The organism is Streptomyces sp. NPDC047081, assembly GCF_040643775.1.
GTDB lineage: Bacteria > Actinomycetota > Actinomycetes > Streptomycetales > Streptomycetaceae > Streptomyces.
This window is the reverse complement of the sequence record NZ_JBEYUY010000002.1, coordinates 410524-425502: the sequence shown is the minus strand read 5'-3', so window position 1 is coordinate 425502 and position 14979 is coordinate 410524. Positions and strand designations below refer to the sequence as shown.

The window sequence follows — 14979 nt, the reverse complement described above, 5'->3', positions numbered from 1 at the left end:
GGTCTGACACAGTGCGGGTCGGCTGTCGTGATCCCCGCGCCCGTGAAGGTGATCCCGCCTAGTCTGGGAGCGGGATGCGGGTCGGGGCAGGGAGGCTGTGATGGGCACTGAAGCGAGCGACGAGGGCGTCCCGGGAGCCGCTCCCCGTTATCTGCCGATCGCCGAGCACGGGCTCATCGGCGATCTCCGCAGCGTCGCCCTGGTCGGCACGGACGGCACCATCGACTGGTACTGCTGCCCGGCCTTCGACGCGCCCAGCGTCTTCGCCTCGATCCTGGACGCCGAGCGCGGCGGATCCTTCGAGCTGGCGGCGGCCGTACCGGCGAAGACCAAGCAGTTCTACTTCCCCGACACCAACGTCCTGATCACCCGCTTCTTCACCGAGGACGGCGTCGGCGAGGTGCAGGACTTCATGCCCGTCAACGGCGGCGCCGTGGAGGCCGAGCGGCACCGGCTGATCCGGCGCGTGGTGTGTGTACGCGGCTCCATCCCGTTCCGTACCCGGGTGGCCCCTCGCTTCGACTACGGCACCCGGCCGCACACCGTCCGCATGGCCGGCGAGGTGGCGGTCTTCCGGACCGACGAACTCGCCCTCGCGCTCACGGCGACCGTGCCGCTGGAGGCCGAAGGGCCGGACGTGCGGGCCGACTTCAAGCTCTCCGAGGGCGAGACGGCGGTGTTCGCGCTCGACCAGGTCGGCGGGGACGTGGAGCCGCGCCGGTGCGCGAAGATCGAGGCCGAGGAGCAGCTCGCCACCACGGTCGCGTACTGGCGCCGCTGGCTGTCCGCCTCCAAGTACCGTGGCCGCTGGCGGGAGATGGTGCACCGCTCGGCCCTCACTTTGAAGCTGCTCACCTACGCGCCCACGGGTGCGATCGTCGCCGCCCCCACCACCAGCCTGCCCGAGCAGCTCGGCGGCGAGCGCAACTGGGACTACCGGTACGTGTGGGTGCGCGACGCGGCCTTCTGCGTCTACGCGCTGCTGCGGCTCGGCTTCACCGAAGAGGCCGAGGCATTCATGAAGTTCGTGACCCGGCACATCAGTCCGGGCGACGGCAAGCCCTCCGGACCCCTGCAGATCATGTACGGCATCGACGGCCGCACCGACCTCGCGGAGCTCGAACTCGACCATTTCGAGGGGCACATGGGCTCGGCGCCGGTGCGGATCGGCAACGCGGCCGCCGAGCAGCTCCAACTCGACATCTACGGCGCGCTCATCGACTCGATCTACCTCTACGACAAGTGGGCCAAGCCCATCTCCAGCGACCAGTGGGACGACGTGTGCGCGCTGGTGGAGTGGGTGTGCGAGAACTGGGACCAGCCCGACGAGGGGATCTGGGAGACCCGCGGCGGCCGCAAGAAGTTCCTCTACTCACGGCTGATGTGCTGGGTGGCGATCGAGCGCGCCATCCGCATGGCCAACCGGCGCGGCCTGCCCGCCGATCTGCTCCGCTGGCGCGACTGCCGGGACACCATCTACCGGCGGATCATGAAGCAGGGCTGGTCCGAGTCCCGGCAGGCCTTCGTCCAGCACGAGGACGACGACGTACTGGACGCGGCGGTCCTGATGATGCCGCTGACGAAGTTCATCGCGCCGACCGACCCGAAGTGGCTGTCCACGCTCGACGCGCTCACCCACGACCTGGTGTCCGACTCCCTGGTCTACCGCTACGACCCGATGGCCAGCCCCGACGGACTGCGCGGTGACGAAGGCACCTTCTCCATCTGCTCGTTCTGGTACGTCGAGGCCATGGTGCACGCCGGCCGCATCGACGAGGCACGGCTCGCCTTCGAGAAGATGCTCACGTACGCCAACCATCTTGGCCTGTACGCCGAGGAGATCAGCCACACCGGCGAGCAACAGGGCAATTTCCCGCAGGCGTTCACGCATCTGGCGCTCATCAGCGCGGCCTTCAACCTGGACAAGGCCCTGGGCTGAGGGTGGTGCTGGGAACACCGTGGATCCGGTCCTCAGGCCCAGCGACGGCGGGCCCCGTGACCGGAAGGATTCATGACGTCGGCAAGCGCGCCGACGCGGAATCCATCTCACGGACTCGGGGGAACACCCATGAACGAGACCTTCGCCAGGCGGCTGACGGGCGCCGCCGGTATCGCCACCGCTGCCGCGCTCATCGTCGAAGTGCCCCTGTACTTCGTCTACTCGGGCTCACCGCCGGACGCGAACGTGCTCGCCCGGCTGCTGTTCGGGATCGTCGCGCTCGCCTGCCTGGTGGTGTTCGTGACGGCCTTCCGTGAACTGGTGCGGCGCGCCCGTCCCGACTACGAGTGGGCTGGTTCGCTGGCCTTCGCCACGGGGCTGGTCTACGCGACGGTCACCCTGGTCTCCATGGGACTGGAGGCCGGCGCGGTCATCGCCACCGACCATCCGATCGATCCGACCATCACGGTCAACGGCACGTACATCCTCTACGGTTCGATCTCCCGCCTGATGCTGGGGTTGTTCCTGGCCACGCTCGGCCTCGTCGTCTCACGCACCGGTCTGCTGCCGCGCTGGATCGGCCGCTCGGCCTACGTCCTCGCCGCGATCAACCTGGCCTTCGTGCCGTCCCTGTTCTTCGGCAACACGCCCGCGCACTTCTACGCGGCGAACGGCTGGGGCACCACGGCCCTCATGGGGGCGATCCTGAGCTACTGGCTGCTGGCCGTGGGCATCTCCACCTACCGAAGCTCCACGCGCCTTCGCACCTCGATCGCCGCGTAGTCTCGGAAACGGATCACCAAGCGGGCGGGGCGGCGATCGGCTGTCCCGCCCGGCCGCACGCGACTTCACGACTGGAGCCCTGATGACGAGCACGCTGACGCTCACCCGTGTACGACTGGGCGCGGGCGGGCCGTTGGGCAGTGTGCGGGTCGCCGACGGCAAGGTCGTCGCCGTGACGGAGGAGGAGCTCGGCGGGCCCGCGCTCGACCTGGACGGGCGTACCGTGCTGCCGGGTCTGTGGGACGCCCATGTGCATGCCGCGCAGTGGGCCGGCAACCGTCACCGGGTGGATCTGGCCGGCCTGGACTCGGCCCGGGCGGTCGCCGAGGCCGTACGGAAGCACGCGGCCGGTCTGCCCGCGGGCGAGGTGCTGCTGGGCCAGGGCTTCCGGGACGGCCTGTGGCCCGACATACCCGACAAGGCGCTGCTGGACGCGGTGTGCCCGGACCGGCCGGTCGCGCTGATCAGCGCCGATCTGCATGCCGCGTGGCTCAACTCGGCGGGTCTGGCGCTGATAGGCCGCCGTGGACACGAGACCGGGCTGCTGCGGGAGCACGAGTGCTTCGAGGCCATGCAGGCGCTGCCTGAGGTGTCCGTCGAGGTCCTCGACCGCTGGGTCGCGGAGGCCTGCCGGGACGCGGCCGCACGGGGAGTGACGGGTGTCATCGACTTCCATTTCTCGGACAACATCGCCGACTGGAGTCGGCGCGCGGCGAGTTCACCGCTGCCCGTGCGGGTCCAAGCGGCCGTGTATCCACGGCACTTGGAGGGGGCGATCGGCCTCGGGCACCGGACCGGCGACGTCCTGCCCGGCACCGGCGGGCTGCTGCAGGTCGGCCCGCTCAAGCTCTTCACGGACGGCTCCCTCAACACCCGCACCGCCCTGTGCTGCGACCCCTACCCCGGGCTCGAGGGCAGCCAGGAGGCCTACGGCATCGAGGAGACGCCGTACGAGGAACTGGTCCGGCTGATGCGGCGTGCCGTCGAGAACGGCATCGAACCCGCCGTGCACGCGATCGGCGACCGGGCCAACACCCTCGCTCTCGACGCGTTCGCCGCGCTCCGCTGCCGGGGCCGGATCGAGCACGCGCAGCTGCTGACGGCCGCCGATGTGCCGCGGTTCGCGGAGCTGGGGGTGACGGCGGGGGTGCAGCCCGCGCATGCCACCGACGACCGGGACGTGGCGGACCGGCACTGGGCCGGGCGGACGGGACGGGCCTTCGCGTACGCCGATCTGCTGGCGGCGGGTGCCCGGCTGGAGTTCGGCTCGGACGCCCCCGTCTCGCCGCTCGACCCCTGGCTCGGCATCGCCGCAGCCGTGCACCGCACGAGCGACGGGCGGCCGGCCTGGCATCCGGAGCAGCGGCTCACGGTCGCGTCCGCACTCGCGGCATCGGCCCGCGGACGCACGGCGATCCGGGTCGGCGAGCCGGCCGATCTGGTGATCGTGGACGTGGACCCGCTGGAGGCGGACGCCCACACGCTGCGGGAGATGCCGGTGCACGCCACGCTGCTCGGCGGGCGCTGGACCCACGGTCCGTACTGACGCGGTTCATGGTCAACCGAGGCGACAACAACGGTTAGGTGAGGCTAACCTAAGCAGTGCGCCCGATCGGGAGGCCGTGCCGTGGGCGAGTCGTGCCACTCGCCGCCCCAGCACCGACAGTCCCCGTATGTCCCGGGCTCCGTGACTGCGAGGGGACCGACCTGTGGGAAGCGACGCATCCCGGCACACCACGCTCGACGACATGCTGCGCGAGCGCGCGGAGCGGCATCCCGGGCGGGTGGCCCTCGTCGACTTCACGGGCGGCCGGAAGGCGTGGACGTACGGCGAACTGGACGAGCGCGTGGACCGGTGCGCGGCGCGGCTGCACGCGCAGGGGATCCGGTACGGCGATCGGGTGGTCGTCCGGCTGCCGGGCTGCCCGGACCTCTTCCGGCAGCTCTTCGGCCTGATCAGGGTCGGTGCCGTGCCCGTCCTGGTGCAGCCCGGCGTGCGCGACTCGGCGGTGCGGGCCGTCGACGTCTTCGTCGAGGAGGAGGCGGGGTCCGAGGACCTCGCCCTGCTCCAACTGGCCGGTGACGGGGTCGGGTTGCCCCGGCTGGTGCCGCTCGATCACGCCGGTCTGCTGCGTTCGGTGCGGGAACGGGCGGTGGTCCAGGGAGCCGACGAGGACACCGTCCATCTGGCGGCCCAGCCCGAACTGCCCGTCGGTGTACCGGGGTTGCTCGACTGGCTGGCCGTCCTACAGGCCGGCGGGCAAGTGGTGCTCAGCCCCGACGGCGGAACCGACAAGGCTTTCGGCATCATCGCGAGCGAGCGCGTCACGCATACCGCGCTGTCGCCGCGGCTCGCCGTGCGGTGGACCGAGGCGGCGGCCGTCACCGCGTACGAACTCGGCAGTCTGCGCACGCTGGTGGTGGGCGGCGGCGCCTTCGACGAGCGGGTGGCCCGGCGGGTGCGGCCCGCGCTGGGCTGCTCGCTGGTACAGGTCTTCGGCACGGTCCAGGGGCTGGTCTCCTGGACCCGCCCGGACGACGGTCCGGAGGCGGCCGTGACCACGCAGGGGCGTGCGATGTCGGCCGAGGACGAGCTGCGGGTCGTCGACGACGAGGGCCGTGCGCTGCCCGCCGGCGCGAGCGGGCATCTGCTGGTACGCGGTCCGTCCACCGTCTCCGGGTACTGGCGCTCCCCCGAGCACGACGCCGGCTTCTTCACCGCCGACGGATTCCACCGCACCGGCGCGATCGCCCGGGTGACCGAGGCCGGTCACCTCGTCGTCGAGCGCGATCCGCAGCCGGCCGTCGGCACGGCCGGGGCGACGGCACGGCTCGCCCGCCGTGTCCCCGCCCCGCGCAGTCGGCCGCCCCGTCCGCATCCACACGAAGGGCACACCGAGATGACGCCTCCGATGTTCCCGTACGTCATGCCGACCCCCGCGATGCTGCCCGCCGACCAGACGGGCTGGACCCTGGACCCGGCCCGGGCGGCCCTGCTGGTCCTCAACCTCCAGAACCGTTTCGTACGGGCGCTGGAGCAGGAGTCCGCCCCGGTCACCGAACTCCTCGCGAACGCACGGCGGTTGGTCGCCGCGGCCCGGGAGGCCGGGGTGCCCGTCATCCACTCGGTGCCGGCCGGCGAACGGCTGGCCGCCGGGCGTGGACCGGTGCCGTACGCCCGGCTGTCCGGTGCGTCGGCCGGCGCGGAGGGCGAGGCGTTCGTGGCGCAGGCCCAGCCGCGGGCCGGGGACACGGTGCTGACCGCCCGGAAGTACAGCGCCTTCGCCCGCACCCGACTCGACGGCCGGCTGCGGGAGTTGGAGCGCGACCAGGTGGTGATCCTCGGGCTGTACGCCAGAGCCGCGGTGCTGATGACCGCGGGCGACGCCTGGGCCCAGGACCTGGAGGCCTTCGTGGTCGCCGACGCCGTGGCCGATCTGTCGGCCGGAGGCCACGAGTTCGCGCTGGAGTGGGTCGCGGACACCTGCGGCGCGGTGACGGCGACTGACCGGGTGGTGACGGTGTTCGGAGCGGACCACTCGACGGCCGAGGCGGTCTGAAACGACCGCCGAGCACGAAGCGAGGGACGGCTGCCACGGCGGCAGCCGTCCCCCGCTCGGGCTCAGACGGACGTCACCCGGCGGGCGACCAGGGAGCGGTGGATCTCCCCCGCGCGGATCGCCGTGGTCGACAGAAGTGTCGAGGTCAGGCCATGGGTGTGTTCGGTGCCGCCCTGCAGATAGATGCCGGCGCTGACGTCGGGGGCGGTCTCCACCCGGTGGTCGCGGCTGACCCGCAGCGCGTCCTCGTCGTCGCGCAGACAGATCTTGGCCGCCTCACCGAGCAGCGCGGTGAGGTCCCGGGGCCGGTACCCGGTCGCGTGCACCAGGACGTCGGCCCGCAGCACCTGTTGCTCCCCCGTCGGCAGATACTCCACCGCGATGTCGAGCGAGCCGTCGTCATGGGTGAGGACGTCCCGGATGCGGGAGACGTTGAGGAAGCGCAGCCGCTCCCGGCCGGCCACCTTCTCCTGGTACGAGGTCGCGTACAGGGCCTCGATCAACTCCATGTCGACCACGGAGTAGTTGGTGGAGCGGTGGTAGTCGAAGAGGGACTGTTTCACCTCGGAGGGCGCGACGAAGTAGGTGTCGACGGCCTCGGGGTCGAAGATGCGGTTGGCGAACGGGCTGTCGTCCGCGGGCGTGTAGCCGTACTTGGCGAAGACCGCGCAGACCTCGGCCTCCGGGAAGGAGCGGTGCAGATAGTCGACCGTCTCGGCCGCGCTCTGCCCCGCGCCCAGGACGACGGCACGTTTCACCGGCGTTCCCTCGGCGGCGAGTTCGGTGACCCGAGGCAGTAACTGGCTGTTGTGCCAGATGCGTTCGGAGAGCTCGACACCGGGCGGCACATGCGGTTCCAGGCCGACCGCCACGCTGATGTTCCGGGCCCGGTAGGTCACCGTGCGGCCGGGGCGCTCCGGGTCCCGGCAGACCACGTCGAAGTGGGCGACGGCGCCCGACTCGTCGCGCACCGGCTCGACGGCGACGACGACATGGTCGTACGCCACCAGGTGCCGTACCCGCTCGGCCGCCCACTCGAAGTACTCGTGGAACTCCAGGCGCAGCGGGAAGAGCGTCTTCTGGTTCAGGAAGTCGATCAGGCGGCCGCGCTCGCGCAGGAAGCACAGGAAGCTGAAGTCGCTGGACGGATCACGCAGGGTGACGAGGTCCTTGAGAAAGGACACCTGCATGGTCGCGTCGTCGATCAGCATGCCCCGGTGCCAGCCGAAGCCCGACTGGCGTTCCAGGAACAGGGCGTTGAGCCGTTCTCCTGGCGGAAGCCCCGCGTTGTGTTCGTCAATCGCTATGGCCAGCGCGAGATTTGACGGTCCGAAACCGATTCCGAGGACGTCGTAGGTGGTGTCAGATCCGTTGAGCGGTGACTTCACCGTGGCATCGCCTCCCTCAGGCAGCCACATGTTAGATAAGGTTAGCCTAACCTTGCAATGGAGTCGTTGGACGGGAGAACCGCATGCGCGTCGCCATGTTCGGCTACCAGACCTGGGGCCACCGCACCCTGCAGGCCCTGCTGGACTCCGATCACGAGGTCGTCCTCGTGGTCACCCATCCGAAGAGCGACCATGCCTACGAGAAGATCTGGGACGACAGCGTCGCCGAACTCGCCGAGAAGCACGACGTGCCCGTCCTGCTGCGCAACCGCCCCGACGACCCCGAGCTGCTCGGCGAACTCCGCGCCGCCCGCCCGGACATCATCGTCGCCAACAACTGGCGCACCTGGCTGCCGCCGGAAATCTTCGGCCTGCCCCCGCACGGCACGCTCAACGTCCACGACTCACTGCTGCCGTCCTACGCGGGGTTCTCCCCCATCATCTGGGCGCTCATCAACGGCGAGGCGCGCGTCGGCGTCACCGCGCACCGCATGAACGGCGAGCTCGACGCCGGCGACATCCTGATGCAGCGCTCGGTCGCGGTCGGCCCCGCCGACACCGCGACCGACCTGTTCCACCGGACCGTCGACCTCATCACCCCCATCGTGCGCGAGTCGCTCGACCTGATCGCCGCCGGCAAGGACACCGGCCAGTGGCAGCCGCAGGACCGCAGCCGGGCAAGCTTCTTCCACAAGCGCTCACTTGAAGACAGCCGCATCGACTGGACCTGGCCGGCCGAACGGCTGGAGCGGCTGGTCCGCGCGCAGTCGGACCCGTATCCGAACGCCTACGCCTTCCATCGCGGGGAACGCATCAGGATCGTGTCGGCGGCCGTGTCGCAGGGGCGTTACGGCGGCACGCCCGGCCGGATCTTCATCCCCGAGGGCGACGGCGTGGTCGTCGTGGCGGGCCCCGAGGCGCACACCGGCCACCACCCCGGGCTGCTGGTCAGGCGCGTACGCACCGAGGACGGCATCGAGCTGGCCGCCACGGACTACTTCCGGACAATGGGGGGTTACCTCACCTCCCGACCCTGAGCGGTGACCGCGGCGAGGGGCGCTCCGGGACCGGGGCGCCCCAACAGCCGTATGCCCGCGAGGATCTGAGGACACGTCACCGCTGCACGAAATGACCGGAACGCATTGCTAAGGCAAGCCTAACCTTGCTTTACTGGCGGCCGTACGAGTCCTTCCCGCGCCTGGCGAAAAGGGATGCACAGCCATGTCGAGATCGTTCCGCACCACCCTTCTCTCCGTCACCCTGGTCGCCGGGCTCGCCGCCTGCGGCTCGGTCAAGGACGACGACTCCGCCTCCTCGACGGACGCGGCGAAGGCCGGCGACTCCGCCGCGTTCCCGGTGACCATCACCCACAAGTTCGGCAGCACGAAGATCTCCTCGGCGCCGAAGCGGGTCGTGGTGATCGGCAACGGCGGCACCGACGACGTCGACGCGCTCTACGCGCTCGGCATCACGCCGGTCGCCATCTCCAAGGACTCCTTCGCCGCCGACGGCGTCTACCCCTGGCTCAAGGACAAGATCGACACCAAGAAGACCAAGCTCCTCGACACCGTCAACGGCGTCGACTTCGAGCAGGTGGCCGCGCTCCAGCCCGATCTGATCCTGGCCACCTCCGACTTCACGCTCGACAAGGACTACAAGAAGCTCGCCGCGGTCGCGCCCACCATCGGCTTCAAGACGGCCTGGGGCGGCCAGACCTGGCAGGAGCACGTCGAGGTGGTGGGCAAGGCCGTCGGCAAGGAGGAGAAGGCCGAGCAGCTCGTCAAGGACACCGAGGCCGACATCGCCGAGGTGAAGGCGGACCACCCGAAGATGGCCGGCAAGACCTACAGCCTGTCCATCGGCAACACCCCGGCCAAGATCTACACCATCGCCTCCGAGAGCGACTTCGCCGCCAAGCTGATGAGCGAGCTGGGCCTCGGCCTGACCCCGTCGGTGAAGAACATCAAGACGGTCAACGGCAGCCCGACCGGCGAACTCTCCTTCGAGCAGCTCGACAAGCTCGACGCGGACCTGGTCGTCATCGCGTTCACCACGAAGGACCTGCAGAAGGCCTTCGAGTCCAGCGCGCTGGTGAAGAACATGTCGGCGGTGAAAGACGGCAACTACCTGGTGACGGACGTGGAGACGATCAGCCAGCTGCGCAGCCCCTCGGTGCTCGGCATCCCGTGGGCGCTGAAGAACCTGGAGCCCGGGTTCGCCAAGCTCGACAAGTGACGCGAGCTCCTCACACCGCCCGGCCGGCGCCGAACCACTTCGGCAGCCGGCCGAGCAGTTCCCGCTGATCGTCACCGACCCACGCGACGTGCCCGTCCGGCCTCAACAGCACTGCGGGCACGTCCAGTTCCTCACTGACGTCGACGACGTGGTCGACACGGTCCGCCCAGCCGTCCACCGAGAGCCGGCCGGTCTGGTCGAGCAGCAGCCCGCGGCCCGAGTGCATGCGCTCGTACAGACGCCCGCCCTTCAGGCCCACGTCACGCAGGCGGCGACCGAGCAGGGCGTGTCCCTCGCCGAAGTCGTAGCGGATCCCGATCCCGGTCATCTTCTCGATCATGAACCGCTTCACCTCGTCGAAGTCCATGAGCTCCCCCAGCAGCCGACGCACTGCCTGCGGCCCGGGATCGGTGGACATCAACTCCATTTGCGCGCGGGTGCTGTTGAGGACGTCGGCAGCCACCGGGTGCCGTTCGGTCTCGTACGTGTCCAGCAGGCCCTCCGGCGCCCAGCCGGCGATCTCCGCGGCCAGTTTCCAGCCCAGGTTGAACGCGTCCTGGACGCCCAGGTTGAGGCCCTGTCCGCCGATCGGCGGGTGGACGTGCGCCGAGTCGCCGGCCAGCAGCACGCGGCCCTCGCGGTAGCGCTCGGCCTGGCGGGTGGCGTCGCCGAAGCGGGAGAGCCAGCGCGGGGAGTGCACGCCGAAGTCGGTGCCGGAGTACGCCCGCAGCTGCCGCTTGAACTCGTCGAGCGTCGGCGGGACCGAGCGGTCCTCGCTCACCCCCTCGGCGGGCACGACGACCCGCCACGCCCCGTTCCCGCTGGGGCCCAGGCCGAACAGCTTCTGCGTCTTGCGGATCTCCTCCACCACCGAGGTCACCGCCTCCGCCTCCGCCCCGACCTGCATCTCGCCCAGCAGCACCTCGACGCCCGCGGGCTCACCGGGGAAGCCGATGCCGAGCAGCTTGCGTACGGTGCTGCGGCCGCCGTCGCAGCCCGCGAGGTAGCGCGAGCGCAGGCGCGTGCCGTCGGCGAGCTCGGCGGTCACCCCGTCCTCGTCCTGGCTCAGCCCGACCAGCTCGCAGCCGCGCCGGATCTCCACGCCGAGTTCCACGGCGTGCTCGGCCAGCAGCCGGTCGGTGACGGGCTGCGGGATGCCGAGGACGTAGGCGTGGAAGGTGTCCAACGGGTCGGGCGCCGCCTTGTGGATGCCGGCGAAGAAGCTGCCGAGGGGGTACTTCCTGCCCTCGGCGAGGAACCGCTCCAGCAGACCGCGCTGGTCCATCACCTCGATGGAGCGCACGTGCAGGCCGAGCGCGCGGACCACTTCCGTCGGTTCCGCGTCCCGCTCCAGCACGAGCGTGCGCACGCCGTGCAGCCGTAGTTCACAGGCCAGCATCAGGCCGGTGGGCCCACCGCCGGCAATGATCACGTCGTACATTCACTCGCCCCGTTTCCGCAGGTCCTGGCTTCGGGCAGTGATTGTGCGACAGCTGGGGGGCCTTGCCGCAAGGCCCCCCATGGGTTATACGTTGAATAGGGAGAGGAGTGGTGGTCACACCCTCCTGTAGAGCGGTCACACGCTCCTGAGCGCCGAGTCGACCTCCTCCTCGGACATCTCCTCGATCTCCAGCCGGATGGCGGCGACCTGTTCGAGCCGCCCGGGTGTCTCCTCCTCCGCCGACAGCCGCTTGGCCATCCCGCCGGCCGTGAGCGTGGCGAACAGGGCGCGGACGGTGACCTCGGAGGTGTCCAGGGCCTCGCGCAGCCGGCTGACGATCACGGTGGCTAGCACCGAGTCGCCGCCAAGGGCGAAGAAGCCGTCGTCGAGGCCGACGCGCTCCACGCCGAGCACCTCGCCCCAGGTCCGGGCGACCACCGTCTCCAGGGCGGTACCGGGGGTGCGGTGCTCCTCCAACTCCCCTTCTACGGCCCACAGTTGCTGGACGGCACGGCGGTCCAGTTTGCCGTTGGAGGTGAGCGGCAGTTCGCGCGTCACGGTGATCCGGTACGGGACCATGTGCGGGGGCAGGACCGTCCGGGCCCATTCCCGCAGCTCTTCCTCGGCCACGCCCTCCGCGGCCACCGCCGCCGCCAGCTGGACGCCGTGCCCCTGGATCAGCCCGGCCACGGCCCGCCGCACCGCCGGATGCCCGGCGAGGGCCGCCTCGACCTCCCCCAGCTCGATACGGAAGCCGCGCAGTTTCACCTGGTGGTCGCGGCGCCCGAGGAACTCCAGCGTCCCGTCGGGCCAGTACCGGGCCAGGTCACCGGTACGGTACCAGCGCACGCCCTCCAGCTCGACGAACTTCTCCGCCGTGCGCTCCGGGTCCTTGCGGTAGCCGAGCGCCACCCCGTCCCCGCCGATCCACAGCTCCCCCGGCACCCAGTCCGGGCAGTCCCGGCCGCGCACGTCGACGACCCGGCAGTACACATTGTGCAGCGGGGTGCCGTAGGGCACCGCCCGCCAGTGCGCCGGTACCCGAGCGTCCGTCACCTCGCAGACGGTGGAGTGGATGGCCGTCTCCGTCGTACCGCCGAGGCCGGTGAACCGGCATCCGGGGGCGCGTTCGGCGAGCCGTCCGGGCAGGTCGGTGCCGACCCAGTCGCCGCCGAGCAACACCGTGCGAAGGCCCGTGAGTTCGCCGGGGCCGGTGGCGAGCAGCAGCATGTCGAGGAGTGGGGGTGCGCAGTTGAGGAGGGTGACCTTGTGCCTGCGTACGAGGTCGGCCCACTGGCTCGCCTCCCGTCGGTCGGCCTCGTCCACGAGGACCACCGCGCCACCGGCACCGAGCAGCCCGAAGACGTCGTACACGGAGAGGTCGAAGTCCAGGGCGGACACGGCCAGGCAGCGGTCCGAAGTGCCCACGCCGTAACGGTCGTTGAGATCGTCGATCGTGTTCACGGCCGCCCGATGCGGCACTTCGACGCCCTTGGGCTCGCCGGTGGAGCCGGAGGTGAACAGGACGTAGGCCGGCTGTTCCTCGTCCACGGCCGCCAGCCCGGCGAGCGGGGTCGCGCGGATCGCCTCGTCGACGGACAGGGTGTCGAGGCCGTCGACCGGGCGGCCGTCGGTGAGGGCGAGGCGGAAGCCGGCCGTGGCCTGGATGCGTTCGCGGCGGGCTGCGGGCTGCTCGACCCCGATGGGGACGTAGGCGGCGCCGGCCGCCAGGACGCCCAGGGCGGCGGTGAGTTGGTCGGGTCCCTTCGGGAGGCTGACGGCGACCGTGTCGCCGGGGCGGGTGCCGCGCTCCTGCAGGGCGGCGGCCGTACGCAGGACGCGGTCGGCCAACTCGCCGTAGGACAGGGCGCCTTGGTCGCCCCACAGCAGGGCGGGGGCGTCGGGCTGTTCGGCCGCGCGCTCGAAGAAGGCCTGGTGCAGCAGGCGGTGGCTGCGGGGGGCAGCGGTGGCGTTCACCGCGGCGCGTACCGCCGACTGTTCGGGCGGGAGCAGGGCCGGGACAGGCTGCTCCCAGATGTCGTCGTCGGTGCCGAGCCGGGTGACGAGGCCGTGGAAGGCGGCGAACATCGCGTCGATGAGCCCGGCCGGGAAGGCGTCCTCGCGGACGTCCCAGTTGACGAGCAGTCCGCCGTCGACCTCGGTCACCTGGGCGTCGAGCAGCACCTGAGGGCCCTGGGAGATGATCCACACGGGCTTGCCGAAGGAGCCGGTGACGCCCGCGTCGAAGAGCTCGCCGAGGTTGAGGGCGCTGGTGAACACGACCGGGGCGAGTACCTGTTCGCCGTTGTACCGGGTCAGGTCGCGCAGCACCTCCACGCCCGAGTAGTCGGCGTGGGCGGCATCAGTGTGCATACGGTCCTGCAGGCGCCGGGCGTGCTCGGTGAACGACACCTCCCCGGCCAGGTCGACGTCGAGCAGCACGGAACTGGTGAAGTCGCCGACCAGGAGGTCGACGTCTGGGTGCGAACCCCTGCGGTCGAACATCGGCACGTTCAGCAGGAACCGCGGCTGCCCGCTCCAGGCGGCCAGCACCTCGGAGAACGCGGTCGCCACGGCCATCGCGGGGGTCAGTCCGTGCTGGTGGGCGCGGTTGGTCAGCCGCTGCTTCTCCGTGGGCGGCAGCCAGTGGTGGCGCCGGGTCACCCGGGTCGGATCGGCGCGCTCGGCCTCGGGGACGAGCGGCAGCTCGGGAGCGCTGGGCAGCTCGGGCACCCGCCGGGCCCACCACTCCCGCGACTGCTCCTTGCTCAGCCGGCGCACCTCGGCCCGCTCGGCGAGGTACTCCGGGTAGCTGGTGCGGATCGCGGGCAGGGCCGCCCCGGGCTCCCGGTAGAGGGCGGCGAGGTCGGAGAGCAGGACGCGGTAGCTGAGCGCGTCCGCCGCCAGCATGTCGACGTCGACGTGGAGGCGGGTGGCGCCGCCGGGGAGCAGGGAGAGCTGGACGGAGAAGACCTCACCGGCGGCGACGTCGAGCCGGGCGTGGGAGGCGGACTGCCGGATGTCCTCCAGTTTCGCGGCCGCCGTCCCCTCGTCCAGCTCGCGCAGGTCGTTGACCGTCGTCGCGGGGCGGGTGAGTTCGGGGAGGATCTGCTGGCGGCCGTCGTCGGTGAAACGGGCGCGCAGCATGGCGTGCCGGGCCGCGAGGGCTCGTACGGCCGTGTCGAGCCGGTCGGGTTCCACGCCGGTGCCGTCGAACTCGACGTAGAGGTGGGCGGCGACGGAACCGAGGTTCGTGTCGTCGCCGCGGCCGATCCAGTAGGCGTGCTGCATGACGGCGAGGGGGAAGGGCTCGTCCGGTGCGACGGAGACGGGCGCGGGGGCGGGTGCCGGCGGGGTCGGGACGTGATCGTCCAGCAGTGCGCGCCAGGCCCGGAGCGTGGGCTCCTTGGCCAGCTCGGCGAAGCTGACCTTGACGCCCCGCTTGCGCCAGCCGCCGGCGATCTTCATCAGGGTGATGGAGTCCAGGCCCCAGGCGATGAGACTGTCGTCCTCGCTCGGTGGGGTGTCCTGCGGATGCAGTGCGTCGGTGACCGCGCGGAGCAGCTCGTCCGGGGTCGGGGGGTGTTGCGTCACCGGTTCCTCCGCTGTGGATCGGATGGCGTCGTGGCCGGA

At 71.0% G+C, this 14979-nt stretch carries 9 protein-coding genes; 6 read left to right on the top strand and 3 right to left on the bottom strand.

The features are described 5' to 3' along the window. The first annotated feature begins 100 nt into the window (after positions 1–100). The 4 genes from ABZ848_RS05000 (at position 101) to ABZ848_RS04985 (ending at position 6282) form a co-directional block, all read left to right on the top strand. Positions 101–1939 carry a glycoside hydrolase family 15 protein gene (locus ABZ848_RS05000; protein WP_360825413.1) on the top strand — a complete coding sequence of 613 codons (1839 nt, stop codon included), beginning with the start codon at positions 101–103 and terminating at the stop codon, positions 1937–1939. Positions 1940–2068: 129 nt separating this feature from the next. Beyond that, the gene (locus ABZ848_RS04995; RefSeq protein ID WP_360825410.1) at positions 2069–2722 is read left to right on the top strand and encodes a hypothetical protein; all 654 of its coding nucleotides are present in this window, start codon (positions 2069–2071) and stop codon (positions 2720–2722) included. 82 nt (positions 2723–2804) lie between these two features. Beyond that, entirely contained in the window at positions 2805–4268 is a 1464-nt protein-coding gene (locus ABZ848_RS04990; RefSeq protein WP_360825407.1) for an amidohydrolase, read from the top strand. Positions 4269–4431: 163 nt separating this feature from the next. Further along, complete coding sequence (locus ABZ848_RS04985; RefSeq protein WP_360825404.1) at positions 4432–6282, top strand: isochorismatase family protein; 1851 nt, start codon at positions 4432–4434, stop codon at positions 6280–6282. 62 nt (positions 6283–6344) lie between these two features. Here the strand turns inward: ABZ848_RS04985 and ABZ848_RS04980 are convergent, their stop codons facing one another. Continuing rightward, complete coding sequence (locus tag ABZ848_RS04980) at positions 6345–7670, bottom strand: SidA/IucD/PvdA family monooxygenase (protein WP_360825401.1); 1326 nt, start codon at positions 7668–7670, stop codon at positions 6345–6347. An 83-nt stretch (positions 7671–7753) separates the two neighbouring features. On the opposite strand from ABZ848_RS04980, the gene ABZ848_RS04975 reads away from it, so the two are divergent. Further along, on the top strand, positions 7754–8707 hold the full coding sequence (locus tag ABZ848_RS04975; protein WP_360825399.1) for a methionyl-tRNA formyltransferase: 954 nt from the start codon (positions 7754–7756) through the stop codon (positions 8705–8707). A 184-nt stretch (positions 8708–8891) separates the two neighbouring features. Beyond that, positions 8892–9905 carry an iron-siderophore ABC transporter substrate-binding protein gene (locus ABZ848_RS04970; protein ID WP_360825396.1) on the top strand — a complete coding sequence of 338 codons (1014 nt, stop codon included), beginning with the start codon at positions 8892–8894 and terminating at the stop codon, positions 9903–9905. Between the two features lie 10 nt (positions 9906–9915). Here the strand turns inward: ABZ848_RS04970 and rox are convergent, their stop codons facing one another. Then, positions 9916–11346, bottom strand: a complete 1431-nt coding sequence (gene rox, locus ABZ848_RS04965; RefSeq protein ID WP_360825393.1) for a rifampin monooxygenase — start codon at positions 11344–11346, stop codon at positions 9916–9918. 135 nt (positions 11347–11481) lie between these two features. After that, positions 11482–14940: an amino acid adenylation domain-containing protein gene (locus tag ABZ848_RS04960; RefSeq protein WP_360825391.1), complete on the bottom strand. Its 3459-nt coding sequence runs from the start codon at positions 14938–14940 to the stop codon at positions 11482–11484. Between the last annotated feature and the right edge of the window lie 39 nt (positions 14941–14979).

Excerpts from the sequence above, each read along its gene's own strand:
- ABZ848_RS04970 (WP_360825396.1), top strand. The coding sequence starts at position 8,892 with ATGTCGAGATCGTTCCGCACCACCCTTCTCTCCGTCACCCTGGTCGCC.
- rox (WP_360825393.1), bottom strand. The coding sequence starts at position 11,346 with ATGTACGACGTGATCATTGCCGGCGGTGGGCCCACCGGCCTGATGCTG.
- ABZ848_RS04990 (WP_360825407.1), top strand. The coding sequence starts at position 2,805 with ATGACGAGCACGCTGACGCTCACCCGTGTACGACTGGGCGCGGGCGGG.
- ABZ848_RS04975 (WP_360825399.1), top strand. The coding sequence starts at position 7,754 with ATGCGCGTCGCCATGTTCGGCTACCAGACCTGGGGCCACCGCACCCTG.
- ABZ848_RS04995 (WP_360825410.1), top strand. The coding sequence starts at position 2,069 with ATGAACGAGACCTTCGCCAGGCGGCTGACGGGCGCCGCCGGTATCGCC.
- ABZ848_RS05000 (WP_360825413.1), top strand. The coding sequence starts at position 101 with ATGGGCACTGAAGCGAGCGACGAGGGCGTCCCGGGAGCCGCTCCCCGT.